Genomic DNA, 25329 nt, shown 5'->3' with positions numbered 1-25329 from the left:
TCAGGCCGCTGCCGCAACGCGCAGATGCTCTGCGATCCAGTGGTCGAGATCGGCGAGCGCGCGCGCGCTGATCGCCTGCTTTTTGGCGACGGTCTTCTCGTTGCCGCGCAGCCGCGAGCCGTCCGGCTTCTTGGTCGGCGCACTGGCCAGCGGCGGGAACAGACCGAAATTGATGTTCATCGGCTGGAACGAGCGCGAACCGGCCTCGATCGTTTCGATGTGGCCGCCGGTGATGTGGCCGAGCAGCGCGCCGAGCGCGGTCGTCGCCGGCGGCGGCGTCAGCGCGGCACCGCGCATGTCGGCGGCGGCACAAAGGCCGGCGATCAGGCCGACGCTGGCCGACTCGACGTAACCCTCGCAGCCCGTCATCTGCCCGGCGAAGCGCAGCCGCGGCTGCGCGCGCAGACGTAGTTGCCCGTCGAGCAGCTTCGGCGAATTCAGGAAGGTGTTGCGATGCAGGCCGCCGAGGCGGGCGAACTCCGCGTTCTCGAGGCCGGGGATCGTGCGGAACACGCGCTGCTGCGCGCCGTGCTTCAGCTTGGTCTGGAAGCCGACGATGTTGTAGAGCGTGCCGAGCTTGTTGTCCTGCCGCAGCTGGACGATCGCATACGGCTTGACGGTCGGGTTGTGCGGATTGGTCAATCCCACCGGCTTCATCGGCCCGTGGCGCAGCGTCTCGTGACCGCGCTCGGCCATCACCTCGACCGGCAGGCAGCCGTCGAAATAGGGCGTGTTGGTCTCCCAGTCCTTGAAGTCGACCTTCTCGCCGTCGAGCAGCGCCGCGACGAAGGCGTCATAATGCTCCTTCGTCATCGGGCAGTTGATGTAGTCGGCACCGGTGCCGCCGGGGCCGACCTTGTCGTAGCGCGACTGAAACCAGGCCACCGACATGTCGATGGAATCCTTGTGCACGATCGGCGCGATCGCGTCGAAGAATGCCAGCGCGCTCTCGTCGGTCAGAAGCCTGATGGCGTCGGCAAGCGGTGCCGAGGTGAGGGGGCCGGTCGCGACGATGATGTTGCTCCAGTCGGCCGGCGGCAGCCCTGCGACTTCCTCGCGGCTGATCTCGATCAGCGGATGTTCGTTGAGCGCCTTGGTGACGGCGGCCGAAAAGCCGTCGCGGTCGACCGCCAGCGCGCCGCCGGCGGGCACCTGGTTGGCGTCGGCCGAGCGCATGATCAGGGAGCCCAGCCGCCGCATCTCCGCGTGCAGCAGCCCGACCGCGTTGTTGGCGGCATCGTCGGAGCGGAAGGAGTTCGAGCAGACCAGTTCGGCGCAGCCTTCGGTCCGATGCGCCTCGGTCATCCGGTGCGGGCGCATTTCGTGCAGCACGGCGCGGACGCCGGCATTGGCGACCTGCCAGGCGGCTTCCGAGCCGGCGAGCCCCGCGCCCACGATGTGCACGGGTTGGGAAGGGGATTGATGCGGTGTCATCGCGCAGCGTTAGCGCGTTTTGATCTCATATGCATCTGAAACCGCACCACAAACGACAACGCCCGCTGTGGAAGCGGGCGTTATCCGTTTAGCAGATGGCTTGCGGCCGATTAGCCGTTGTAGGTGCCGGCGGCAACGCGCGGAATGTCCGAGCGGTCGAGGCCGATATCGGCGAGTTCACGATCGCTGAGCTGGGACAGTTCGCTGACATTGCGCTGATAATCCCGGAAAGCCTGGATCATGCGGATGAGCGAGAGCAACATGGTAGTCTCCTAGTAATTCAGATTCAGCTTTTCAAAAGCCTCATCGTTGAAGTGAATATAGATGATATAGTGCAGTGCGGTAGTTCCGATGTTGCGATGCAGCTAAGCTCAAAACGCATAGCGGCGGTAAGTTCCGGTTAACCGTTTGGCGCATCGAGCCAGGTCCAGTGGACCAAAGTTCCGCAGAGCCGGGCGACGGCGTCAAAATCTTCTTGAGATCAGTGAGTTAGAAGAATGGCGGTGACTTGAACTACGCCGTTCATATGGTAATTACAGACCGTTCGGTCAAGGGATGGCGCTCGGCTGACGCCAGATCACGGCGGCGTGTTCCATGCGTGATTCGCATGCGGAATATTGCTGTATGAATGATTTAATATTCATAGCATGATAGGGTTGGCACCTAGGCGGACGCAGCGTCAATCAGTCGCATTGACCTCGGAGGTAGTTCGGCCTTCCCGCCCGCTCAGATTTTCGCCTGCCGCGCGAGCGCGCTGCTGATTATCGGAAGTGCAGCTCGATTGAAGTGAACGCGTCGAGCAAAGCTATTGCGGCGCCGCTTCCTTACCGACATGTAATCAAAACACTATGCAACGCATGCGCGATGCGCGCGCAGCGCTCATCACGTTTGTATCGCGCGAAGTTCATTCTGAACGGTGTCGGGAACAGCGAATAATCGTTCCGCAGATTCCGCAATCACGCTGGGATCTGTCCAAGAACAACAGATGGATCATCCCATGATTAAGACATTGATCGCAGCAGCCACCGTGGCTGCCGTTGCCTACGCTGTCGCTCCCGCTCAGGCCGCGCATCGTCATCACGCGGGCCTCGGCTGCAGCGGTGCCAATCTCGGCAAGACCGAAGCTGCAGTCGAAGCTATGGCTGACAATGAGGTCAAATTCGCGGCGGAGAAGGAAGTCTCGCTCGCTCAGGACGCGATGCTGAACAACCAGTGGGGTGCTTGCGGCGCGCATCTCAGCAAGGCTGCCGAAGCCAGCATGGCGAAGTAGGTTTTGATCTTGGCGATAGGGGCCGATTGCCTGGGGCAGTCGGCCCTTTTTGATTCATCCGTAGCTGGACCGGCTTTGATCTAGTCAGAGCAGAAGGGTGGCCTCGTCCTTGGCCCGCTGCGCCACGCGAGCTGGTGTGAAAGCGCTACGGAGCCTTGGCGAGCTGGGTGGCGAAGTAGCCGATCGTCTTGGCGTAGACCTCGCTCTTGTTCCACTGCTGGATCACCGCAAAATTCTCGCTGCCGGGCTCCCAGCCCTTGCCCTTCTTCCAGCCATAGCTCTTCAGGTAGTTCGCCGTCGACGCCAGCACGTCGGGCACGTTGTGCAGGAGGTCGCGCTTGCCGTTGCCGTCAAAGTCGACCGCAAACTTGATGTAGGACGACGGCATGAATTGAGTCTGGCCGATCTCGCCGGCCCAGGCGCCGCGCATCTCCTGCGGCGGCAGATCGCCGCGCTCGACGATGCGCAAGGCATCCATCAACTCGGCCTTGAACATGTCGGAGCGGCGGCAATCATAGGCGAGCGTCGCCAGTGAACGTATGGTCGGAAACTTTCCGGTGTTGACGCCGAAATCGGTCTCCAGTCCCCAGATCGCGACCAGGATTTCGCCCGGTACGCCGTAGGCCTCCTCGATTCGCGACAGCACCGAGCCGTAGCGCTTCATCATGTCGGAGCCGCGATTGAGCCGCGGCGGCACCATGCGGCTCGAGAATTGCTCGAAGGTCTGGCTGAAAACCTGCTGCGAATGGTCGCGGGCGAGGATCGCCTTGTCCTGCGTGACGCCAGCCAGCCCGGCCTGGATCGCGTTCTGCGAAATGCCCTTCGTCGCAGCCTCTTTCTTGAAATCGTCGAGCCAGGATTCGAACGTGCCCGTGCCGCATTGAGCGGCCAGCGCCGATGCTGTCGAGGTCAGGAGCCACGCGCCGATGGCGAGCGTACGAAAGCAAGAGCGAGAGGTCATAGGCAATTCACTCCGGAGTCTGCGATGTCATCGATTGGTCGCGCAAGGCGGCGGGTATGTTCGCGGCAACAGCGGCCAAAACAAGGCTCGTGACCGAGCCGCTTTTTCTCAGGCCGCGCTGCAAATGCCACGCCAGTTTCACACCCATTTGACGATCCTGAACGACAAACCGCCGGCCGAACATATCGGCCGGCGGTTGCTTTGACGTTTACGAATCCGGTTAGCGGCGCTTAGCCGCGATCGCTGCGCCGCCACGGAAACAGGTTGGCCGGGAAGTCCGCGGCGGGCTTGCGCTCGCGCGGTTCGGGGATCACCGGCCGCGCATTCGGATCCTTGACGATGACCTCGCGATAGAGATGCCAGGTGGCGTGACCAAGCAGCGGGATCACCACGGCAAGCCCGAGGAAGAACGGGATCGTGCCCAGCACCAGCAGCACCGCGACGATCAGGCCCCAGGCCGCCATCGGCACCGGGTTCTGTGCGACGGCGCGCATCGACGTCACCATGGCTTCGCCGGCGGTCGCCTGGCGGTCGAGCATCATGGGGAAGGCGATCACGCTGATGCAAAGCGCGACGAGCGCGAACAGGAAGCCGACGCCGCAGCCGACCACGACAAGCCACCAGCCTTGCTGGGTGGTCAGCACGCGCGCGGCAAAATCGGGAATGTTGGCCGCGGTCTCATAGCCGAACACCGCCGTGTAGATGGCCTGGGCGGTGGCGATCCAAGTCACGAACAGTGCGAAAAGCAGCGTTCCGACCCCAAGCATCGCGCCGAATGACGGTGAGCGGAATACCTCCATGGCATCCCACGCAGATGCTTCCCCGCCGTCCTCGCGGCGGCGGCTCATTTCGTAGAGGCCGATGGCGGCAAACGGGCCGAGCAGGGCAAAGCCCGCGGCCAGCGGAAACAGCAGGGGCAGCACGGAATAGCCGTGCACGGTGCGCGCAAGCACGAGGCCGAGCACCGGATAGATCAGGCAGAGGACGATGGCGTGACTTGGCACCGCCTTGAAGTCTTCCCAGCCGAGCCGCAGCGCATGATGCAAATCGGACAAGCCGATGGTGCGGATGACCGGCGCAGACGCGGCGCCTTGTCCGCTCTGCGTCATCGAACTGACATTGCCTTGGTATGACGTGGCCATGGTCGTTGTCTCCCTCTGGGCGGTCGCATCTGGCGCCCGGCACGCGGGCACAAACCTGCCGCCTCTCGAAGCGATCACGAGCAAGCCAGACGCGAAAGACAGAGCAGGGAACTGGCCGTGTCGCGAACTGTTCGGCAAGGCTACTCCCAAACCGTGGCAAAAGCACTCACGCTTAAGTGAATGTCGCATTGGCAAGCTATGGAGGGGGCTATAGACTTCAACTGCGACCGCGGTCAGGCGTCCCAGCGCCGTCTGGCTTTCACATCTCAACAGTCTTGGGAGCGAACGATGAGCATTTTCGGAAAAATCATGGGCGCGATCTTCGGTAGCAGCGCCAGCGCCGCGCCCGCAGGCGGATCGGCCACAAGCGCAGCTCCCGCCGGTGGATCCGGCAGTGCATCGTCGTCTCCTGCAACGGTGCCGGCCGGCGCAGCGCCCGCGCAGTCCGTTGACGTCGCCCCCATTCTCGACAAGGCGGTGGCCGCGAAGGGCGAGAAGCTCGAATGGCGCACCTCGATCGTCGACCTGATGAAGGCGCTCGACATCGACTCCAGCCTGTCGGCGCGCAAGGAGCTCGCCAAGGAGCTCGGCTACTCCGGCGACACCAGCGATTCCGCCAGCATGAACATCTGGCTGCACAAGCAGGTGATGACGAAGCTCGCGGCCAATGGCGGCAAGCTGCCCCCGGACATCAAGCACTGAGCGGATCATCATCCCGCACACGGCCAGGGCCCGCGCCAGCGCGGGCCTTTTTATGGATCGGCGAGCATCTATAGATCGGCGAACAAGAAGGAGAACGCTCATGACTGATCTCGATCGCCGGACGATGCTTGCGACCGGCGCCCTCGCACTGGCCGGCGCCGCCGCGCAATCCGCGCCGGCCCATGCCGAGACCGCGTCGAAGGCGATGTTTCCGGTACCGGCGGTGACGATCCCGATCGTTGGCGCCAGCGAAGTGTTCCAGGTCCGCCGCATCTACTGCATCGGCCGCAACTACGCGGCGCATGCGATCGAGCGCGGCTCCGATCCGACCCGCGAGCCGCCGTTCTTCTTCCAGAAACCGACCGACGCGATCCAGAATGTCGCGATCGGCACGGTCGCCGATCATCCCTATCCGTCGCTGACCAAGAACTATCACCATGAGGTCGAGCTGGTCGCCGCGTTGAAATCCGGCGGCACCAACATCCCAGCCGACAAGGCGCTCGACCACGTCTATGGCTACGCGCTCGGCCTCGACATGACGCGGCGCGATTTGCAGAACGGCATGGCGGCGGAAAAGAAGCCGTGGGAGATCGGCAAGAGCTTTGATCATGCCGCAGTGCTGGGGCCGATCCATCCGGCTGATAAGACCGGCCACTTCACGCAAGGTGCGATATCGCTCGCGGTCAACGGCACGGTGCGGCAGAGCTCGGATCTGAAGAACATGATCTGGAGCGTCGCCGAGCAGATCGCGAAGCTTTCCGAGGCCTTCGAGCTGAAGGCCGGCGACATCATCTATTCCGGCACGCCGGAGAATGTCGGCCCGGTCGTCAAGGGCGACGTGTTGCTGTGCAAGCTCGAGGGCCTGCCCGATATGTCGATCAAGATCGTCTGAGGGGCAGGGCTCTAACCTGCAAGGTCCGCGTATTCCGGATGCTTGTTGAGGTAATCCACCACGAAACCGCAGCCGGCGATCACCTTGCGGCCGTCGGCGCGGATCAGATCCAGCGCACCCTTGACCAGCTCCGATGCGATGCCGCGGCCGCGCAGGGCGCGCGGTGTCTCGGTATGGGTGATGATGACGGCCGCGGGCGTCCGCCGGTAGTTCGCAAAAGCGAGGCCGCCCTCGGTGTCGAGTTCGAAGCGGTTTTGGTCCCTGTTGTCGCGGACGGCGGCCATCGCAAAATCCCGGTTGATTCGCAGGCCCTGATGTAAGCGTGTGAACCCGCCGATGCAAAGCCGCGACCAACCCGCAAAGCATTTGTGGATTGACGATATGCGCATTTTGGCCTGCCTGACCGCCGTGTTGCTCGGCGCCGCGTTGACGCTTCCAGACCCGCCGCAAGCCGCCGCCGGCGACGATCCGAGCTGGCAGACCTGCGTCGGCCTGACGACGGCGCCCGGCGACCGCGTGGCCGCCTGCACCACGGTGATCGACGGCAAGACCGAGACCGGCAAGCGGCTGGCCGGGGCCTATTGCAATCGCGGCCATGGGCTGACCGAGAAGCGCGAGCTCGATGCAGCGCTCGCCGACCTCAACGAGGCCATCAAGCTCGATCCCGCCTACGCCTGCGCCTATACCAATCGCGGCCGCGTCTACGCCTTCAAGCGCGATCTCGATCATGCGATTGCCGATTACGAAGAGGCGATCCGCATCGATCCGGCATTTGCGCTGGCCTACAACAATCGCGGCGACGCCTGGCTCAACAAGGGCGATCTCGACCGCGCGCTGGCCGATCTCAGCCTCGCCATCAAATACAATCCGCAGCTCGCCACCGCCTATGGCAATCGTGGCTTCGTCTACTACCGCAAGCGCGACGCGGCGCATGCGATCGCCGACTTCACCACCGAGATCAAGCTCGAGCCCAACGTGCTCGCCTACATCAATCGCGGCAATGTCTATCGCGATACCGAGCAGCTCGATCGCGCCGCCGCTGACTATGGCGAGGCGGCGAGGATCGCGCCGACCAATGCGCGCGGCTGGCGCAACCGCGGCATGATCCGTCTCTTTCAGGGTGACAACAAGGGCGGGCTCGCCGATTACGACAAGGCGCTGCAATACGATCCGAACGACGTCTATTCCTGGAATAATCGCGGCCAGGCCAAGCTGCGGCTCGGCGACAAGAAGGGCGCGGCGGCCGATTTCCGCAAGGCGCTCGAGCTGCAGCCCGATTTGCAGAGCGCCAAGGGAGCGCTGGCGCGGCTCGGCGGAGCGCGGTGACATCTTGCCGGCAACGATCGCGCCTGCCGTGTCGCACATACGCGGGACGGGCCTTGCGGATGGATGCAGTTCGATTACGTTTGATGACAGACATACGCCCCTGATGCGGCTGGATGGTCGTCTGGTACGGAGTGGCGGAGCCGGCCGCCGACGTATGCCTCTTGTCGGAGGAGGTTCGTCATGTCGGACAATCGTTTCTTCAACACACACCGTCCCTGGGAGGACTGGCTCGGCATGCTGCTCGGCGTGCTGATCATGGTCTCGCCCTGGTTTCCGATGCAGGTGAGCGGCGCCGTCGATATCGAGCGCAGCCACCTCGTCCTCAACAGCTTCATCGTCGGCATGCTGGTGCTCGGCATCGCCCAGCTCGAATATGTCGCGCTGCACCGCTGGGAGGAGGTGGCCAGCATCCTGCTCGGTCTCTGGCTGATGGCATCGCCCATGGTCTTTGGTTACGCCGAGGACCACGCGCTGCAGTTCTGGCACATCCTGCTCGGCGCGCTGGTCGCCTTTATAGGCGCGTTGCAGCTGTGGCAGGACTGGAACCTGAGCGAGCAGGAACTCGCCAAGCACCCGCAGTAGCGGGCTGGGCAGAAAACAACGGGTTGACCGCCGCCGGCGCGCGGTATCATCGGGCCGCGCCCGGCGGGCCTTGCCGAAGGCGGCGGCTTGGCGATAAACCGGGCGGTACCAATCCCTTGCGGCGCTTGAAGACGCCCGGTTCTGACCGAGGAAACACCCGATGATCGTCCTGACCTTGCCCTGTCTGTTGTGCGTATCGGCGGGGCGGCAATGAGCGGGACGGCTGCTGCCGCGCCGCGCGGCGGGATCGCGCGGGTATCGCGCCGGGTGATGAACCTCGCCTACATCCTGACCCAGAACGCCCGCCGCCACGGCGATCGCCCCGGCTTCATCTGGAACGAGAAGGCCTGGTCCTGGCGCCATATCGACCAGAACGTCTCGGCGCTGGCGGCGGCATTGGCGGCGCGCGGCATCGTCAAGGGCGACCGCATCCTGGTGCATTCCAAGAACTGCGACGAGATGTTCTGGTCGATGTTCGCGGCCTTCCGGCTCGGCGCGGTCTGGGTGCCGACCAATTTCCGCCTGATGCCGGACGAGGTCGCCTATCTCGCGGCGGCCTCCGGCGCCAAGGCGTTTCTGTGCCACGCCGACTTCCCCGAACATGCCAAGGCGGCCGCCAATCCCGCGCTCGAATTCGTCTGGCGGATTGGGGAGGAGGGCACGTTCGGCGAGGCGACGCTCGGCGACGTCATCGCCAAGCACGCCGGCGCTGTGGTCGAGAACGTTGCCGTCGACTATGACGATCCCTGCTGGTTCTTCTTCACCTCCGGCACCACCGGCCGCTCCAAGGCCGCGGTCTTGACCCATGGCCAGATGGCCTTCGTCATCACCAACCATCTCGCCGACTTGATGCCCGGCACCACGGAAGAGGACGCCTCGCTGGTGGTGGCGCCGCTGTCGCATGGCGCCGGCGTACATCAATTGGTGCAGACCGCGCGCGGCGTGCCGACCATCCTGCTGCCGTCGGAGAAGTTCGACATCGCCGAAGCCTTCCGGCTGATCGCCAAGCATCGCGTCAGCAACATGTTCACGGTGCCGACCATCCTGAAGATGATGGTCGAGCATCCCGCCGCCGACCAGCACGACCATTCCTCGCTGCGCTACATCATCTACGCCGGCGCGCCGATGTATCGCGAGGACCAGAAGGCGGCGCTGAACAAGCTCGGCACCGTGCTGGTGCAGTATTTCGGTCTCGGCGAGGTCACCGGCAACATCACCGTGCTGCCGCCCGGCCTGCACGATCCAGAGGACGGGCCGCATGCGCGGATCGGCACCTGCGGCTTCGAGCGCACCGGGATGCAGGTCTCGATCCAGGGCGACGATGGAAGCGAGCTGAAAGTGCACGAGACCGGCGAGATCTGCGTGATCGGTCCCGGCGTGTTCGCGGGCTACTACGACAACCCCGAGGCCAATGCGAAGGCGTTTCGCGGCGGCTGGTTCCGCACCGGCGACCTCGGCCACATGGACGAGGAGGGCTTCGTCTACATCACCGGCCGTGCCTCCGACATGTACATCTCGGGCGGCTCCAACATCTATCCGCGCGAGATCGAGGAGAAGCTCTTGACCCATCCCGCGGTCGGCGAGGTCGCGGTGCTCGGCGTACCCGATCCCTTCTGGGGCGAGGTCGGCGTCGCCGTCTGCGTCGCGCGCGAGGGCGCCGAGGCGGTCGCGGAGGCGGAGCTTGCCGCCTATCTCGCGCCAAAAGTGCCGCGCTACAAGATGCCGAAACGCTTCTTCTTCTGGGAGGCGCTGCCGAAGTCCGGCTACGGCAAGGTGCCGAAGCGGCTGATCCGCGACGAACTCGAGGCGCGCGGATTGCTCGAGGTGATCGCCAAATCGACGGGAGCGTGAGGCGATGCGCAGCATCGCCCAGCCTGGCGCTCCGCATCCAGAGCGCATCCAATGGGTCAGCGCGCGCGGCCGCGCCTTTTCATTCGTGCTCGAGGCCGGCATTCCCTTGCTCGAAGCCGTGCGCCGCGGCTTTGCGGCGGAGGGCTTTTGCAGCGGCGTCCTGAGCGCGAAAAGCGGCGCGCTCGGGCCGTTCGCCTATGTGATGCCGGCGCTGTCGAAGGATGGCGTCAACGCTGCGTTCTACAGCGACACGTTCCGTCCCGACGGCGTGACGCGGCTCAAGCTCGCGGCGCTGACCTTCGGCGAACGCGACGGCGCGCCGTTCTTTCATTGCCACGGCCTGTGGACTGAGGCCGACGGCCGTTTCAATGGCGGCCACATGCTGCCGGATGAAACCATTGTCGCCGAGCCGTTCGAGGTGAACGCGTTCGGGATTGACGGCGCGACGTTCCTGGCCGAGGCGGACAGCGAAACCAATTTCAAGCTGTTCGGTCCGGTCGCAGCCGAGCCGCGTGGGGCCAGGACCACGAGCCATGCCTTCGCGCTGCGGCTGAGGCCGAACCAGGATTTTGCCTGCGCGCTGGAAGGCTTCTGCCGCCAGCACGGCATCCTGCGCGCGCGGCTGCATGGCGGCGTCGGCTCGACCATCGGCGCCGTCTTCACCGAAGGCCACAGCGTGGTGCCCTTCGCGACCGAGCTCGCGGTGACCGCGGGCGAGATCGCACCGGACGCGGATGGCCGGCTGCATGCCGAACTCGACATCGCACTGGTCGACTATCTCGGCGGCATCGCCGAGGGACGCCTGGTGCGCGGCGACAATCCGGTGCTGATGACGATGGAGCTGGCGCTGGAAGTGCTGGAGGAGGCGGAGCAGCCGTAGGGGCGGGTGCTTTCTCCCGGCGGTCGTCCTGGCGTTCGCCGGAGCCGATATCGCGCCGCGGCCTCCGCTGTCCCATAACCACAGACATTCGTTGTCGAAGCGAGCTGTGGCTCCAGCGTTATGCAATAATGACCTTCGGTGGTTATGGGTCCCGGGTCGCGCTTCGCTTGCCCGGGACGACACCTAATTTGTTATCTGCGAGTCACATATCCGCATTCTCGCGACATGAATTGTCCGAGGCTTGCCGCCTTCGCCGCCCTCTCTTGACCAGGGGGCGCATGGGCCGCTCACCGCCGCTTGCGGACATCGATGTTGATGTCGAGATCGATCTCGCTGACGCAGGTCTGCTCGGTGCGGTGCGATCCGCCCTCGTGCCAAGGACCGTTGCGCAGGCTGATGTCGGTGACGTGAGCGAGCCGCAGGCAGCGCCATTGCGGCAGTTGGCCCGAGCTCGAGCCGGCGAACTGCCAGGCCAGCACGACCTCTTCACCGCTCTTGTTGTGGCCGATGATGTGCGGGCAGAGTTCGCGCGGCCGGCCGTCATAGATGCAGACCGCTTGCTGTTCGTTGAGGATCGCCTTGCGGAAGAGTGCGTAAGACTTGCTGGGCATGGGGCATCCGGCCATCTAGGATTGTTGCGGGCTCTTATCATAAACTGGGCCGCCCGCCATTGTTTCCCCGGATCCGCGCACATGGCCAGACGAAACCGCCCGATCAACATGCCTGCGCCGTATCTGAAGCGGGTCTGGCTCGATCCTGCGCGAATTCCGAACCGCGATGCCTATCCGTTCGTACTGCCGCTGCTGCGCGACGATTTCGAGCTGAGCTTCGACAAGGCGATCACGATCATCGTCGGCGAGAACGGCACCGGCAAATCGACGCTGCTCGAAGGCATCGCCGTGATGGCCGGCTATGACGACGCCGGCGGCGGCAAGGGCTATCGCGCGGTCGACCACGGCAATGCCGTTGAGAAGATGGGCGGCTCGCTTGCGTCGGCGCTGCGTGCCAGCTGGCTACCTAAGATCACGAATGGCTGGTTCTTCCGCGCCGAGAGCTTTTTCTCGGTGGCGCGCTACGTCGACGAGGCCGCGCTGGATGTCGGAGACGTGCCGCCGAACTTCCTGTCCTATTCCCACGGCGAGGGCTTCCTGCGCTTCTTCAACGAGCGTTGCCAGCGGCAGGGCATCTTCATCTTCGACGAGCCGGAATCCGCGCTGTCGCCGTCGCGGCAGATCGAATTCCTCAAATTGTTGCACCGGATGAACGGCACCGGCCACTGCCAGGTGATCATGGCGACGCATTCGCCGGTGCTGATGGCCTATCCGAATGCGACGCTGCTGCGGCTGAGCAAATACGCGCTGGAGCCGGTGGGCCTGAAGGACACCGATCACTACCGGCTGATGCGCGAGTTCTGCGACGACCCCAAGGGGTTCGTCGAGGCGGCGATCGAGGACTGACGCCGCTGCCCGGCAGGCTTGCCTCCCGGGGAAGCCGGCGGGTGCGAGTTCGCTGTGGTGCAAGAAGCAGGTTGCCGGTCTAGTCTAGAACCTCCAATCATAAACTGCGGAATGCGCCAGGCGGCGCAGGGCCGACAGACATCGGGAGAGGACCAAGGATGAGGCGGACGATCGCACGGACTTTCGTGGTGGTGGCGGCATTGGCCGTGTTGGGGGCCGCCTGGGCCCATGGGCCGACCCGCCAGAAGGTGCGGGAATCCATCGAGATCGATGCGCCGCAGGCCAAGGTGTGGGCGGTGATCGGCAATTTCCAGGACATGAGCTGGCTCGCCGGCGTCACCAAGACCGAGGGTGAGAAGGGCAACGAGATCGGCGCCACGCGGCGGCTGACGCTGGGGCCGGGCGCCACCGTCGACGAGGAGCTCTACAAATACGAGCCGGAGATGATGAGCTATTCGTACCGGATCACGGCGGTCGACGTGAAGGTGCTGCCGGTCACCAATTATTCCTCGACGCTGACGGTGTCGCCGGCGCCCGACGGCAAGTCGAAGCTGGAATGGAACGGCGCGTTCTATCGCGGCTTTCCCAACAACGACCCGCCGCCGGAGCTGAGCGACGAGGCCGCGGTGAAGGCGGTGAGCGGGCTCTACAAGGCCGGGCTCGAAGCGCTGAAGAAGAAGATCGAGAGCGGGACCTGAGCGTGCGCGCGATTGCGCTCGTCGCGCTGCTTGCCAGCCTCGGCGCCGCGCGCGCCGAAGAGGCGTTCGTCACCAACCAGCTCAGCGACGACCTCACCGTGGTCGATCTCGCGACCTCGAAGCCGGTTGCGACCATCGCGATCGGCGGCAAGCCCGCCGGCGTTGCTGTCAGCAATGACGGCCGCTTCGCCTATGTGACCAGCCCGGATGCCAAGGCGGTCACGGTGGTCGACGCGTCGGCGCGAAAGGTGGTGGGCCGGGTCGATGTCGGCGGCGGGCCGCTCGGCATCGCGGTCGCGCCCGACGGCGCGATGGTCTATGTCGCCGACTGGTACGCCGCCGCGGTGCGGGTGATCGATGCCAGAGAGCGGCGTGTCGTCGCAAGTATCGCAGTCGGTGCATCGCCGTCCGGGCTGGCGGTGACACCGGATGGGCTGCTGCTGCTGTCGGCGGATCGCGACGATGACAGCGTCTCCATCATCGATACCGCCTCGCGCGAGCGGAGGGGGATCGTGAAGGTCGGGAGTCGGCCGTTTGGTGTCACCATCGATGCCGATGGCAAGCGTGCCTACACCGCCAATGTCGGCACCAGCGACGTCTCGGTGATCGACGTCGCGACCGCGCGCGAGATCGGCCGCGTGCATGTCGGCCTGCGCCCCTACGCGGTGGCGCTGGCGCAGGGCCGCGGCTTCGTCACCGACCAGTATGACGGCAAGGTCAGCGTGTTCGACCTCGCGACGTTGCAGCCCGTGAAGCGGATCACGGTCGGCGACTACCCCGAAGGCATCGAGGCGACCGCCGACGGCAAGCGCATCCTGGTCGCGAACTGGGAAAGCAACACGCTGAGCATGATCGACGCCGCCGAGATGAAGGTGATAGGCGAGGTCAAGGTCGGCGACGGCCCGCGCGCGTTCGGGGCGTTCCTCAGACGGACGGAGTAGGGGGAAGGTGCGTGGGGTGTCCCAAAATATCGAAAACAACCCCATGCAAAGGAGCAGGCTGCCGCCGAGACTCGGAAAAGCGACTTGACGCGTCGGGCAAATCAGCGGTACGTTTTTATTATTCCGAAATTGTGCAAGCGTCCGCCGCCGCAGGGTAGAGCCAACCGGCCCCTGCGGCCTGTCGCCGAGCCGCGCCCATTGGCTCACCAGCGCGGCAGGCATATATTATCGGGCAAATAAGCGGAACACAGGGAGGATGCCATGCATCATACCTTGGTGCCCAGTGACCGGGTCGAACATGTCTGCGTCTACGGGCGCGACGGCGCAAAGCTCGGTTCGATCGAGCGGTTGATGCTCGACAAGGTGAGCGGAATGGTGGCCTACGCCATCATCAAGACCGGCGGCGTGCTGAGTACCCACCACCACTATCCCGTCAGATGGGCCGCGCTGCACTTCGATCCCGTGCGGCAGGCCTTCGAGGCCGGGGTGACGCTGGAGGACCTGCGCACCGGGCCGTGCGAATTCGACGGCGACGAATTCGATTGGGGCGACCGCTCGCGATCCTACACGCACCCGAATTATTGGGCAGTGTAGTGCGCAGTTGAGGTCTGCCGTAGCCCGCATGAGCGAAGCGACATGCGGGAGCGGTCAACTTGTTCGGCTGATAGACCCCGCATATCGCTCCGCTCATGCGGGCTACTAAGTCAGGCACATGACCCAGTTCAAGCCCGCCGGCTGGCCCTCCGTCATACCGCGAATTGTCACGAGCGACCTCACCGGCTTGGCCAGATTCCTTCGAGACGCTTTCGACGCGCAGGGCGAAGTTCGCTCCGGCGCGCCAACGGAAATCCGGATCGGAGACTCGATCATCCTGATCAGCGACGGCGGAGGCGTCCGCGAGGCCATGCCGGCCTTTCTCTACGTCTATGTTCCGGACGCAGACGAGACCTATCGTCGTGCGATCGCGGCAGGCGCTGAATCGATCGAGACCCCCGCGGATACGCCTTATGGCGAGAGACGAGCGACGGTCCGGGATGCCTGGGCAAACGTCTGGCAGATAGCCACTTACCGAGGGAACTGAGACCGGCCGTAGTGCGGGTTAGCCGCAGGCGGAACCCGCCGCTCTTGTGGCACTAGGTCGGCGGACTACGCTTCGCTAATCCGCCCTACGATTGCTGCGGGCTTCGTCTGCTCGAAGAAGCCACATGACTCGGTCACGATGCTGGGGAGGAAATGCGACCAAGAGTGGACGGCCCTCCGATCGCGCCATTTTGTTAGCAGCGTCATTCAGTATTGCGACGTAAGTCATCGCACTCGCCGGATCGCCAACCAAGGGCACGTCGGCGTGCACCACAAGCACGGGACCGTGCGGTAACCACGAGAGATCGCGAATACATTCCTCGAACGCATCCCAATTGTTTCCGAAGTAATTGGGAAATCCCAGTTGCCTGGCGAGCGTCGCCAAGAGCGCTGCCTTGTCCGCAACGTTTCCGGGGATATCGGCGCGCGCCGCTGTGGTATGGGGTACGCTGTCTTTTCCGAAAGCGAACAATGTTTGCAGCTCGCTCATCTGCCAACGCTACTCCGCCGCCTCGCTCGCCGAGCTCTTCCTCGGCTTGCTGTTCGCCTTCTTCAGCACCGGCGCCAGAAACTTGCCGGTGTAGCTGCGCGGGGCCTTGACGATGTCTTCGGGCGGGCCCCAGGCGACGATTTCGCCACCGCCGTCGCCGCCTTCGGGGCCGAGGTCGATGACCCAGTCGGCGGTCTTGATGACTTCGAGATTGTGCTCGATCACCACCACCGTGTTGCCCTGGGCGACCAGCTCGTGCAGCACCTCGAGCAGTTTTGCGACATCGTGGAAGTGCAGGCCGGTGGTCGGCTCGTCCAGGATGTAGAGCGTGCGGCCGGTGGCGCGCTTTGACAGCTCCTTCGCCAGCTTGACGCGCTGGGCTTCGCCGCCCGACAGCGTCGTCGCCTGCTGGCCGACATGGATGTAGTCGAGGCCGACGCGGTGCAGGGTCTGGAAGGTCTCGCGCACGCGCGGCACCGCCTTGAAGAACTCGGCGGCTTCCTCGACGGTCATGTCGAGCACGTCGGCGATGCTCTTGCCCTTGAACAGCACCTCGAGGGTCTCGCGGTTGTAGCGCTTGCCCTTGCAGGTGTCGCAGGTGACGTAGACGTCGGGCAGGAAGTGCATCTCGATCTTGATGACGCCGTCGCCCTGGCAGGCCTCGCAGCGGCCGCCCTTGACGTTGAAGGAGAAGCGCCCGGGCTCGTAGCCGCGCGCCTTCGCCTCGGGCAGACCGGCGAACCATTCGCGGATCGGCGTGAACGCGCCGGTATAGGTCGCGGGGTTCGAACGTGGCGTGCGGCCGATCGGCGACTGGTCGATGTCGATGATCTTGTCGATGTGCTCGAGGCCCTCGATGCGGTCGTGTGGCGCGGCGCCCTCGCTGGCGTTGTTCAGCTTGCGCGCGATCGACTTGTAGAGCGTGTCGATCAGTAGCGTCGATTTGCCGCCGCCGGAGACGCCGGTGACGCAGGTGAACAGGCCGAGCGGGATCTCGGCCGAGACGTTCTTGAGGTTATTGCCGCGGGCGTTGACGACCTTGATGGTGCGCCGATGGTTCGGCGGCCGCCGGTCGGGCACGGGCACCGAAAGCTCGCCGGTGAGGTACTTGCCGGTCAGCGATTTCGGGTTGCGCATGATCTGGTCGGGCGTGCCTTCGGCGACGATGTGGCCGCCATGCATGCCGGCGCCGGGCCCGATGTCGAGCACGTAATCGGCGAGGCGGATGGCATCCTCGTCATGCTCGACCACGACCACGGTGTTGCCGAGGTCGCGCAGCCGCTTCAGCGTGTCGAGCAGGCGGGCATTGTCGCGCTGGTGCAGGCCGATCGACGGCTCGTCCAGCACGTAGAGCACGCCGGTGAGGCCCGAGCCGATCTGCGAGGCGAGGCGGATGCGCTGGCTCTCGCCGCCGGACAGCGTGCCGGAGGAGCGCGACAGCGTCAGGTAGTTCAGGCCGACGTCGAGCAGGAAGGTCAGGCGCTCGCGGATCTCTTTCAGGATGCGCGTTGCGATCTCGTTCTGCTGCGCGTTCAGCGCCTCCGGCACCGTCTCGAACCATTCGCCGGCGCGCTTGACCGAGAGCTCGGAGATCTCGCCGATGTGCTTGCCGCCGATCTTGACGCACAGCGCCTCCGGCTTCAGGCGGTGGCCGTTGCAGCCTTCGCAGGGCACGTCGGAGAAATACTTGCCGAGTTCCTCGCGCGCCCACTCGCTCTCGGTCTCGCGGTAGCGGCGGTTGATGTTGGTGATGACGCCCTCGAACGGCTTCTTGGTGTCGTAGGAGCGGACGCCGTCCTCATAGGAGAACTTGATCTCGTCGTCGCCGGAGCCGTGCAGCAGCGCGTTCTGGACCTTCTTGGTGAGGTCCTTCCACTTGGTGTCGAGCGTGAACTTGTAGTGCTTGCCGAGCGCGGTCAGGGTCTGGATGTAGTAGGGCGAGGATGATTTCGCCCAGGGCGCGATCGCGCCCTTGCGCAAGGTCAGCTCCTTGTCGGGGATGACCAGGTCCTCGTCGATATGCTGCTCGACGCCGAGGCCGCCGCAGGCCGGACAGGCGCCATAGGGGTTGTTGAACGAGAACAGGCGCGGCTCGATCTCGGGGATCGTGAACCCGGAGACCGGGCAGGCGAACTTCTCCGAGAACAGGATGCGCTCGGGCCCGCTCTTGTCGTGGATTTTGGCGGTTTTCTTCTTGTCCTCTTTCTTGTCGTCCTGGGCGGCCGCCGCCGGCGCGTCGGCATATTCAATCACGGCGAGGCCCTCGGCGAGCTTCAGCGCGGTCTCAAAGCTTTCCGCGAGGCGCTGGGCGAGGTCGGGACGCACCACGATGCGGTCGACCACGACGTCGATGTCGTGCGGGAATTTCTTGTCGAGCGCCGGCGCCTCGGACAGTTCGTAAAAGGTGCCGTCGATCTTGACGCGCTGAAAGCCCTTCTTGAGATACTCGGCAAGCTCCTTCTTGTACTCGCCCTTGCGGCCGCGCACGACCGGCCCCAGCAGATAGAGGCGGGTGCCTTCCGGCAGCGCCAGCACGCGATCGACCATCTGCGAGACGATCTGGCTCTCGATCGGCAGGCCGGTGGCCGGCGAATAGGGCACGCCGACGCGCGCCCAGAGCAGGCGCATGTAGTCGTAGATCTCGGTGACGGTGCCGACGGTGGAGCGCGGGTTCTTCGACGTGGTCTTCTGCTCGATCGAGATCGCCGGCGACAGGCCGTCGATCTGGTCGACATCCGGCTTCTGCATCATCTCGAGGAACTGGCGCGCATAGGCCGACAGCGATTCGACGTAGCGGCGCTGGCCCTCGGCATAGATGGTGTCGAACGCGAGCGACGATTTGCCGGAGCCGGACAGGCCGGTGAACACCACGAGCTTGTCGCGGGGAATCTCGACGTCGATGTTCTTCAGATTGTGTTCGCGCGCGCCACGGATCGTGATGGCGCGCGATGAGGAGCCGGCGTTCTGTTGGCGCTTCGCCTTGAGCACTTCATCCATAGCGACAGTTCCGGGCGCATGCTTGGCGCCTTTTGGGCGCGCATCGCCGGTGATGCCGGGACCTTGCGCCGATGGGGTGTGAAGACTGGAACGTAGGAAGAACGGTGGACAATTTCCAGTGCTGAGTCGCGTCCATCAACGGATAGTTTGCCTGATGGCAGCAGCCGTCAGCAGCGCCGGTTCCGCTAGAGCCTTTTCGCGCTTCGATGGGATCGGAACGGGAGCTCTGGATTCCTGCTGTGACGCGTTTTCCTGACGCGAACCGCAATTCACTTCGCTCGAAAACGCGCTTACGCAAAAAGGCCGGCGCTAGGCCGGCCTTTCAGTGCGATCTGACCGCCGATGGCGGTCAGGCAATTCGCTCAGGCTTAGTACTTGGCGACGATCGGGCCGCCGAAGTGATAGTTGACGCCGAACTGGGCGCTGTGCAGCTCGAGCGTACCGGACGGCACGCCGAAATAGTTCTCGCTGTCGAGGCTGCGATACAGGTATTCGCCCTTGATCGACCACTGCGGCGCGATGAACGCCTCGACGCCGGCGCCGACGGTCCAGCCGGAGTGAAAGTTGCTCTGCGAGGCGGTCACGCCGAGCGCGGTGACGCTGACCTCGTTGTTAGCCCAGGCGTAACCGCCGGTGCCATAGAACAGCACCTTGTCGACGGCGAAGCCGAGGCGGCCGCGCACGGTGCCGAGCGAGTCGATCTTGCTGCGGGCGGTGACGCCGAGCGCGGAGACCGATGCGTCGATGTCAGCGCCTGCGGCGTCGACCTCGAGGCCGTACACGATGTTGCCGGCTTGCCAGTTGTAGCCGATGGTGCCGCCGCCGAAGCCGCCTTCCATGCTCGGGGTGCCGGAGTTCTCGCTGGCGTAGCCGCCGAAGCCACCGACGTAGAAGCCGGTCCAGTTGTAGATCGCGGCCGGCGGCGGAGCCTTCACGTAAGGCGCGCGTGCCGCCATGTCGGCGGCCATTGCCGGTGCAAAAGCGCTCAGTGCAAACATGCCGGCCGAGGCCAGCAAAACAGTCCTCATTTTCAAAGTCCCAGTCCCATTTTCTTGTTGTCCCTTCAGATATCTTGAAGAGAGCGTCACAGCAGTGTCGCGTGACGTGCTGGTGCTTCTACAGAGAAATGCCGGAACGTGTGTATCCGCGAAACCACAACGCACCGAAAACGGCCCCGGTGAGGTGCGCGTGCACACGCAACGAAAAAGCCGGCGCACAAACAGGCGCGCAAACAAAAAGGCCGGCGCGAGGCCGGCCTTTCGTCTGGATCAATCGGCCTGGCGCGATCAATAGCGCGCGACGACCGGACCACCCCACTTGTAGTTCACGCGGACGGTAACGAGGTCGACGTCCTGGCGATCGCGGATGGTGCTGTTCAGCGTGCCGTTGGGGGCGATCAGGTTATAGGTCTTGTCCTGCATGAACAGGTGGTCGTATTCGATGCCCGCGGTCCAGTTCGGCGCGAAGCCGACTTCGATGCCGGCGCCGACGGTGCCGCCCCAGCGGGTGTCGCTGGCGCTGCCGACCAGCACGCCGGTTGGGGTGAAGTAGGTGTTGAAGCGGTTGTCGGTCAGCGCCGCGCCGCCCTTGGCGTAGAGCAGCACGTTGTTGACGGCGTAACCGATCTGGCCGGTGAACAGGCCGAACGCGTCGATCTTGGACTGGTTGGTGAACAGGCCCGGGAAGATCGCGCTGTTGTTGCTGCCCTTCAGGTCAGCCCAGTCGCCCTGCGCTTCGAGGCCGAACACCCAAGCGCCAGCCTGCCAGCGATAACCGATCTGGCCACCGGCGACGCCGCCGGTTGCATCATGGCAACCATCTGATGCGAGGAAGATGCCGGCCGGGAGCTGGTCCCAGCAATTGTGGCTCGAGCCCCAGCCGCCGTTGGCGCCGATGTAGAAGCCGGTCCAGTCATAGATCGGGGCAACCACGGGCGGCGGCGCCTTGGTGTACGGGCGCGCAGCGAGATCGGCAGCCGCGGCAGGCGCAGCAAACGCAATCAGAGCAACCGTACCGAGCAAAAACTTCTTCATTATCAATCCCCCAGCACCCCGATCGGCTTCCAAACGGTCCCGAAGCACGATCCCAGACGCGAGCGCCCGCGCCATGGTTGGAGCTATACGCTGATTCAACCGCAAACGCAGTCTCCCAAATGCAACACTCGCGGGAGAAGTATCGATAAGGCAAGCTGCTGATTTGTTTGTTGTTTTTCTAAATCTTGCTGCCGAGCGTCGGCCTGCACCGAGATCGACTGCCGCTCTGACGGCACTCGCCGCTTCTACGGATGGTTGTGGCGAACAAAACTGGAACGATGCCGGATCCGGTGCTATATCCCGATATCCGTGGATAACCGCGAGACGGCAAAGGCGACGAGCCGGCACCGGCGTATAGGGTCATCCACGACGCCTGCGGCGTAAGTGGCGAAGGTTGAGAGTGGCGGCCGAATGTCCGGACGCCCGGTTTTTGAGTGGAGATGATGCGATGGCAGGAAGCGTGAACAAGGTGATCCTGGTGGGAAACCTCGGCAAGGATCCGGAAATCCGGCGGACGCAGGACGGCCGTCCGATCGCAAACCTTTCCATCGCCACCTCGGAAACCTGGCGCGACAAGGGCACCGGCGAGCGCAAGGAAAAGACCGAGTGGCACCGCGTCGTGATCTTCAACGAGGGCCTCTGCAAGGTCGCCGAGCAGTATCTGAAGAAGGGCGCCAAGGTGTACATCGAGGGGCAGTTGCAGACCCGCAAATGGACCGACCAGAGCGGCGTCGAGAAGTACTCGACCGAAGTCGTGCTGCAGGGCTTCAACTCCAACCTCACCATGCTCGACGGGCGTGGCGGTGGGGGCAGCAGCTTCTCCGATGATGGCGGCAGCGATTTCGGTTCGGCCGGACCGGTCAGCTCGGCGCCGCGCCGCGCCGTCGCCGCGGGTGGTGGCAGCAGCCGCAACAGCGACATGGACGACGACATCCCGTTCTGAGCAGCGGTCGCGCTTCCGTCGATTCCGTCAGGCGCCGTTCCGTGAAGATCATTTCCCGGAACGGTCGTTGCGATCGGCACCAGCAATTTCCTCGTGTGGAATATGAGGATAACTCGGTAACTCTCTGTCGGAACGTCGGTGGTTCGACGTAAGGGGATGCGGGTTCCCTGGACTTTGACACAGCCTAATGTAAATGATATTTACATTGGGCTGCGGCATTTGATGCTTGGCCGCGAGCTTCACCCGAGGGCCGGCCATCATGAGCCTCGCGCCATTGCTCGACACCGCGCCTGCGGTCCCGCTCCACGCCTTTGCCGCAATGGCCGCCTTCGTGCTCGGCTCCATCCAGCTGGCCGCCCCCAAGGGCACGCTGCCGCACCGGACCCTGGGCTGGATCTGGGTGATCCTGATGCTGGTGGTCGCGGGAAGCTCGTTCTGGATCCATCAGATCCAGCTGGTCGGTCCCTGGAGCCCGATCCACCTGCTGTCGATCTTCTCGCTCGCCATGCTGGCGCTCGGCGTCACGGCCGCACGGAGCCACAATGTCCGCCGCCACAGGTTCACGATGATCGGCATCTTCTTTGGCGCACTGCTCATCGCCGGACTGTTCACCTTCATCCCCGGGCGGATCATGCACGCGGTGGTCTTCGGCCACTGACGGGAGAGACAAGTAGCGAATGGCGGGTGGCGGATAGGGGATTTTTCCATTGCTGTTCGCCATTCGCCACGCGCTTCCCGACCAAGCCGTGGGAACCTTGGCGCTCCCCCCGTAAGTGCATGAAAAAACGAACGGAAAAACGGCTTGCCGGAGCCGCGCAAGGGTGGTTATCAGGCCTCGGATGGGCTATATGATTCCCCAGTAGAACCGACCGGATTTCCCCTTTGTCCGATAACGACGACCACAAGCCCGGCGAGCCGCCGGGACCCTCAGATATTCGTCCCGTTTCCATCCTCGACGAGATGAAGAAGTCCTATCTCGATTACGCGATGAGCGTGATCGTGTCGCGTGCGCTGCCAGATGCGCGCGACGGGCTCAAGCCGGTGCACCGGCGCATCCTCTATTCGATGCATGAGCAGGGACATACGCCGGACAAGAAATACGTCAAATCCGCCCGCGTCGTCGGCGACGTGATCGGTAAATATCACCCGCATGGCGACCAGTCGATTTACGACGCGATGGTCCGCATGGCGCAGGATTTCTCACTGCGCGTGCCGCTGATCGACGGCCAGGGCAATTTCGGTTCGGTCGACGGCGATCCGCCGGCCGCCTATCGATATACCGAAGCGCGGCTGACCCGGGCGGCGCTCGCCGTGCTGGCCGACATCGACATGGAAACGGTCGATTTCCAGCCGAACTACGACAACTCCGAGAAAGAGCCGTCGGTTCTGCCGGCCCGGTTCCCGAACCTTCTGGTCAATGGCGCCGGCGGCATCGCCGTCGGCATGGCGACCAATATCCCGCCGCACAATCTCGGTGAGGTCGTCGATGCCTGCGTGGCGCTGATCGACAATCCGGCGCTCACGATCGACGAACTGATCGACATCATTCCCGGACCGGACTTCCCGACCGGCGGCGTCATCCTCGGCCGTCAGGGCATTCGCAGCGCCTACCACCTCGGCCGCGGCTCGATCGTGATGCGCGGCAAGGTGACGATCGACACCATCCGCAAGGATCGCGAAGCGATCATCATCACCGAGATTCCCTATCAGGTGAACAAGGCGACGATGGTCGAGCGTATCGCCGATCTCGTCAAAGAGAAGAAGATCGAGGGCATCGGGGACCTGCGCGACGAGTCCGATCGTGACGGCTATCGCGTCGTCATCGAGCTGAAGCGCGAAGCGGTGCCCGACGTGGTGCTGAACCAGCTCTACCGATTCACACCGCTGCAGACCAATTTCCCGGCCAACATGCTGGCGCTGGATTCCGGCCGTCCGCAGACGATGAATCTGAAGGACCTGCTCACCATCTTCGTCGCGTTCCGCGAGCAGGTGGTGACCCGGCGGACCAAGTTCCTGCTCGGCAAGGCGCGCGACCGCGCCCACATCCTGGTCGGCCTCGCGATCGCGGTCGCCAACATCGATGAGATCATCCGCGTGATCCGGACCTCGCCCGATCCGAACACCGCGCGCGAGGCCCTGATGTCACGCGACTGGCCGGCACGCGACGTCGAGGCGATGATCACGCTGATCGACGATCCCCGGCATCGCATCAACGAGGACGGCACGCTGCGGCTGTCGATGGAGCAGGCCAGGGCCATCCTCGACCTTCGCCTGCAGCGCTTGACCGCGCTGGGCCGCGACGAGATTTCCGAAGAGCTCGACAAGCTCGCGGCCGAGATCGCCGACTATCTCGACATCCTGCGCTCGCGCGCCCGCGTGCAGGGCATCGTCAAGACCGAACTGGCCGAGGTGAAGCAGCAGTTCGCCACCCCGCGCAAGACCGTAATCATCGAGCAGGAAGGCGAGGTCGAGGACGAGGACCTGATCCAGCGCGAGGATATGGTCGTCACTGTGTCGCATGCGGGCTACGTCAAGCGCGTGCCGCTGTCGACCTACCGGGCGCAGCGCCGCGGCGGCAAGGGCCGCGCCGGCATGCAGACCCGCGACGAGGATTTCGTCTCGCGCCTGTTCGTGGCCTCCACGCACACGCCGGTGCTGTTCTTCTCGTCGCGCGGCCAGGTCTACAAGGAGAAGGTCTGGCGGCTGCCGATGGCCGCGCCGAACGCGCGCGGCAAGGCGCTGATCAACATCCTGCCGCTGGAGCAGGGCGAACGCATCACGACGATCATGCCGCTGCCGGAGGATGAATCCTCCTGGGCCAATCTCGACGTGATGTTCGCGACGACCGGCGGCACCGTTCGCCGCAACAAGCTGTCCGACTTCGTCGACGTGCGCCGTTCCGGCATCATCGCCATGAAGCTCGGGGAAGGCGAGGCGATCGTCGACGTCCAGATCTGCACCGAGCATGACGACGTGCTGCTGACCGCCGCCGGCGGCCAGTGCATCCGTTTCCCGGTCACCGATGTGCGCGTCTTCACCGGCCGCACCTCGATGGGCGTGCGCGGCATTGCGCTGCCCGAGGCCGACAAGCTGATCTCGCTGGCGATCCTGCGCCATGTCGAGACCACCTCGGACGAGCGCTCGGCCTATTTGAAGATGCGCCGCGCCGTGGCCGGCGAGGCCGCGACCGAGGAGCCGGTCGAGGCCGAGGGCGAGGAGACCGCGAATGCGATCCAGCTGTCGCAGGAGCGCTATGCCGAACTGTCGGCGGCCGAGCAGGTGGTGCTGACCGTCTCCGTCAACGGCTATGGCAAGCGGACCTCGTCCTACGAGTACCGCACCACCGGCCGCGGCGGCAAAGGCATCGTCGCGATGAGCGTCAACAACCGTAACGGCAATTTGGTGGCGTCGTTCCCGGTCGAGGACGCCGACCAGATCATGCTGGTCACCGACAAGGGTCAGCTGATCCGCTGCCCGGTGGCCGATATCCGCGTCGCCGGCCGCTCGACCCAGGGCGTGATCGTGTTCGACACCGCCGAGGACGAGCACGTGGTCTCGGTCGAGCACATTCCTGAAGAGGAAAACGGCGAGAACGGCAACGGCGGCTAGCGCCGCCGCTTCGGAGAACCCCCAGCCCGAACGCAGCCAAC

Annotated in this window: 26 protein-coding genes; 15 read left to right on the top strand and 11 right to left on the bottom strand. The window is 64.3% G+C overall.

Annotated features, from left to right (window positions below; all coding sequences use genetic code 11):
* Window positions 1-1434 (bottom strand): methylenetetrahydrofolate--tRNA-(uracil(54)-C(5))-methyltransferase (FADH(2)-oxidizing) TrmFO, encoded by a 1434-nt coding sequence (gene trmFO / locus J2R80_RS29380; RefSeq protein ID WP_253590299.1) that lies wholly within the window; start codon window positions 1432-1434, stop codon window positions 1-3.
* Between the two features lie 110 nt (window positions 1435-1544).
* Complete coding sequence (locus J2R80_RS29375) at window positions 1545-1697, bottom strand: DUF1127 domain-containing protein (protein WP_016846063.1); 153 nt, start codon at window positions 1695-1697, stop codon at window positions 1545-1547.
* A gap of 722 nt (window positions 1698-2419) precedes the next feature.
* Between J2R80_RS29375 and J2R80_RS29370 the strand changes: the two genes are divergently transcribed.
* Window positions 2420-2704: a hypothetical protein gene (locus J2R80_RS29370; protein WP_057018525.1), complete on the top strand. Its 285-nt coding sequence runs from the start codon at window positions 2420-2422 to the stop codon at window positions 2702-2704.
* Window positions 2705-2849: 145 nt separating this feature from the next.
* On the opposite strand, the gene J2R80_RS29365 is transcribed toward J2R80_RS29370, so the two are convergent.
* From J2R80_RS29365 to J2R80_RS29355, 3 genes are all read right to left on the bottom strand, one after another.
* Window positions 2850-3665, bottom strand: a complete 816-nt coding sequence (locus tag J2R80_RS29365) for a lytic transglycosylase domain-containing protein (RefSeq protein WP_057018524.1) — start codon at window positions 3663-3665, stop codon at window positions 2850-2852.
* Between the two features lie 7 nt (window positions 3666-3672).
* The gene (locus tag J2R80_RS29360; protein WP_156436338.1) at window positions 3673-3813 is read right to left on the bottom strand and encodes a hypothetical protein; all 141 of its coding nucleotides are present in this window, start codon (window positions 3811-3813) and stop codon (window positions 3673-3675) included.
* A gap of 82 nt (window positions 3814-3895) precedes the next feature.
* Entirely contained in the window at window positions 3896-4807 is a 912-nt protein-coding gene (locus J2R80_RS29355) for a DUF2189 domain-containing protein (RefSeq protein WP_057018609.1), read from the bottom strand.
* A gap of 288 nt (window positions 4808-5095) precedes the next feature.
* Between J2R80_RS29355 and J2R80_RS29350 the strand changes: the two genes are divergently transcribed.
* Window positions 5096-5509 (top strand): DUF3597 domain-containing protein, encoded by a 414-nt coding sequence (locus J2R80_RS29350; RefSeq protein WP_253590298.1) that lies wholly within the window; start codon window positions 5096-5098, stop codon window positions 5507-5509.
* Window positions 5510-5609: 100 nt separating this feature from the next.
* The gene (locus J2R80_RS29345; RefSeq protein WP_141340426.1) at window positions 5610-6401 is read left to right on the top strand and encodes a fumarylacetoacetate hydrolase family protein; all 792 of its coding nucleotides are present in this window, start codon (window positions 5610-5612) and stop codon (window positions 6399-6401) included.
* Between the two features lie 11 nt (window positions 6402-6412).
* Here the strand turns inward: J2R80_RS29345 and J2R80_RS29340 are convergent, their stop codons facing one another.
* Window positions 6413-6685 (bottom strand): GNAT family N-acetyltransferase, encoded by a 273-nt coding sequence (locus J2R80_RS29340; protein ID WP_050384345.1) that lies wholly within the window; start codon window positions 6683-6685, stop codon window positions 6413-6415.
* 97 nt (window positions 6686-6782) lie between these two features.
* Here J2R80_RS29340 and J2R80_RS29335 point away from each other — a divergent pair, with 97 nt between their 5' ends.
* The 4 genes from J2R80_RS29335 (at window position 6783) to J2R80_RS29320 (ending at window position 11040) form a co-directional block, all read left to right on the top strand.
* Entirely contained in the window at window positions 6783-7727 is a 945-nt protein-coding gene (locus J2R80_RS29335) for a tetratricopeptide repeat protein (protein ID WP_253639848.1), read from the top strand.
* A gap of 180 nt (window positions 7728-7907) precedes the next feature.
* On the top strand, window positions 7908-8309 hold the full coding sequence (locus J2R80_RS29330) for an SPW repeat protein (protein ID WP_057018520.1): 402 nt from the start codon (window positions 7908-7910) through the stop codon (window positions 8307-8309).
* Between the two features lie 210 nt (window positions 8310-8519).
* A complete protein-coding gene (locus J2R80_RS29325) occupies window positions 8520-10160 on the top strand; it encodes an acyl-CoA synthetase (protein WP_253590297.1) in 1641 nt (546 codons plus the stop codon).
* A 4-nt stretch (window positions 10161-10164) separates the two neighbouring features.
* Window positions 10165-11040 carry a DNA-binding protein gene (locus tag J2R80_RS29320; RefSeq protein WP_253590296.1) on the top strand — a complete coding sequence of 292 codons (876 nt, stop codon included), beginning with the start codon at window positions 10165-10167 and terminating at the stop codon, window positions 11038-11040.
* Window positions 11041-11327: 287 nt separating this feature from the next.
* On the opposite strand, the gene J2R80_RS29315 is transcribed toward J2R80_RS29320, so the two are convergent.
* On the bottom strand, window positions 11328-11651 hold the full coding sequence (locus J2R80_RS29315) for a hypothetical protein (protein WP_057018517.1): 324 nt from the start codon (window positions 11649-11651) through the stop codon (window positions 11328-11330).
* A gap of 81 nt (window positions 11652-11732) precedes the next feature.
* On the opposite strand from J2R80_RS29315, the gene J2R80_RS29310 reads away from it, so the two are divergent.
* The 5 genes from J2R80_RS29310 to J2R80_RS29290 all read left to right on the top strand — a co-directional run bounded on the left by J2R80_RS29310 (window position 11733) and on the right by J2R80_RS29290 (window position 15217).
* Window positions 11733-12497: an AAA family ATPase gene (locus J2R80_RS29310; RefSeq protein ID WP_057018516.1), complete on the top strand. Its 765-nt coding sequence runs from the start codon at window positions 11733-11735 to the stop codon at window positions 12495-12497.
* Between the two features lie 158 nt (window positions 12498-12655).
* Window positions 12656-13195 (top strand): SRPBCC family protein, encoded by a 540-nt coding sequence (locus J2R80_RS29305; RefSeq protein ID WP_076828610.1) that lies wholly within the window; start codon window positions 12656-12658, stop codon window positions 13193-13195.
* 2 nt (window positions 13196-13197) lie between these two features.
* Window positions 13198-14136 carry a cytochrome D1 domain-containing protein gene (locus J2R80_RS29300; RefSeq protein WP_253590294.1) on the top strand — a complete coding sequence of 313 codons (939 nt, stop codon included), beginning with the start codon at window positions 13198-13200 and terminating at the stop codon, window positions 14134-14136.
* A gap of 261 nt (window positions 14137-14397) precedes the next feature.
* Window positions 14398-14730 (top strand): PRC-barrel domain-containing protein, encoded by a 333-nt coding sequence (locus J2R80_RS29295; protein ID WP_076828606.1) that lies wholly within the window; start codon window positions 14398-14400, stop codon window positions 14728-14730.
* A 118-nt stretch (window positions 14731-14848) separates the two neighbouring features.
* Complete coding sequence (locus J2R80_RS29290) at window positions 14849-15217, top strand: glyoxalase/bleomycin resistance/extradiol dioxygenase family protein (protein ID WP_076828604.1); 369 nt, start codon at window positions 14849-14851, stop codon at window positions 15215-15217.
* Between the two features lie 75 nt (window positions 15218-15292).
* Here the strand turns inward: J2R80_RS29290 and J2R80_RS29285 are convergent, their stop codons facing one another.
* From J2R80_RS29285 to J2R80_RS29270, 4 genes are all read right to left on the bottom strand, one after another.
* Window positions 15293-15706, bottom strand: coding sequence for a barstar family protein (locus J2R80_RS29285; RefSeq protein ID WP_076828602.1), 414 nt, complete (start codon window positions 15704-15706; stop codon window positions 15293-15295).
* A 9-nt stretch (window positions 15707-15715) separates the two neighbouring features.
* The gene (gene uvrA / locus J2R80_RS29280; protein WP_253639847.1) at window positions 15716-18703 is read right to left on the bottom strand and encodes an excinuclease ABC subunit UvrA; all 2988 of its coding nucleotides are present in this window, start codon (window positions 18701-18703) and stop codon (window positions 15716-15718) included.
* A gap of 368 nt (window positions 18704-19071) precedes the next feature.
* Window positions 19072-19731 carry an outer membrane protein gene (locus tag J2R80_RS29275; protein ID WP_076828598.1) on the bottom strand — a complete coding sequence of 220 codons (660 nt, stop codon included), beginning with the start codon at window positions 19729-19731 and terminating at the stop codon, window positions 19072-19074.
* Between the two features lie 258 nt (window positions 19732-19989).
* Window positions 19990-20736, bottom strand: a complete 747-nt coding sequence (locus tag J2R80_RS29270) for an outer membrane protein (protein ID WP_076828596.1) — start codon at window positions 20734-20736, stop codon at window positions 19990-19992.
* Between the two features lie 448 nt (window positions 20737-21184).
* Here J2R80_RS29270 and J2R80_RS29265 point away from each other — a divergent pair, with 448 nt between their 5' ends.
* The 3 genes from J2R80_RS29265 to gyrA all read left to right on the top strand — a co-directional run bounded on the left by J2R80_RS29265 (window position 21185) and on the right by gyrA (window position 25288).
* A complete protein-coding gene (locus tag J2R80_RS29265) occupies window positions 21185-21679 on the top strand; it encodes a single-stranded DNA-binding protein (protein WP_057018508.1) in 495 nt (164 codons plus the stop codon).
* Between the two features lie 259 nt (window positions 21680-21938).
* Window positions 21939-22337, top strand: coding sequence for a DUF2306 domain-containing protein (locus J2R80_RS29260; protein WP_076828595.1), 399 nt, complete (start codon window positions 21939-21941; stop codon window positions 22335-22337).
* A 224-nt stretch (window positions 22338-22561) separates the two neighbouring features.
* A complete protein-coding gene (gene gyrA / locus J2R80_RS29255; protein WP_076828593.1) occupies window positions 22562-25288 on the top strand; it encodes a DNA gyrase subunit A in 2727 nt (908 codons plus the stop codon).
* Window positions 25289-25329: the final 41 nt, after the last annotated feature.

It is taken from the genome of Bradyrhizobium sp. USDA 4541 (genome assembly GCF_024171085.1).
In the GTDB taxonomy this organism is placed as follows: domain Bacteria; phylum Pseudomonadota; class Alphaproteobacteria; order Rhizobiales; family Xanthobacteraceae; genus Bradyrhizobium; species Bradyrhizobium australafricanum.
This window is presented reverse-complemented; position numbering and strand designations above follow the sequence as displayed.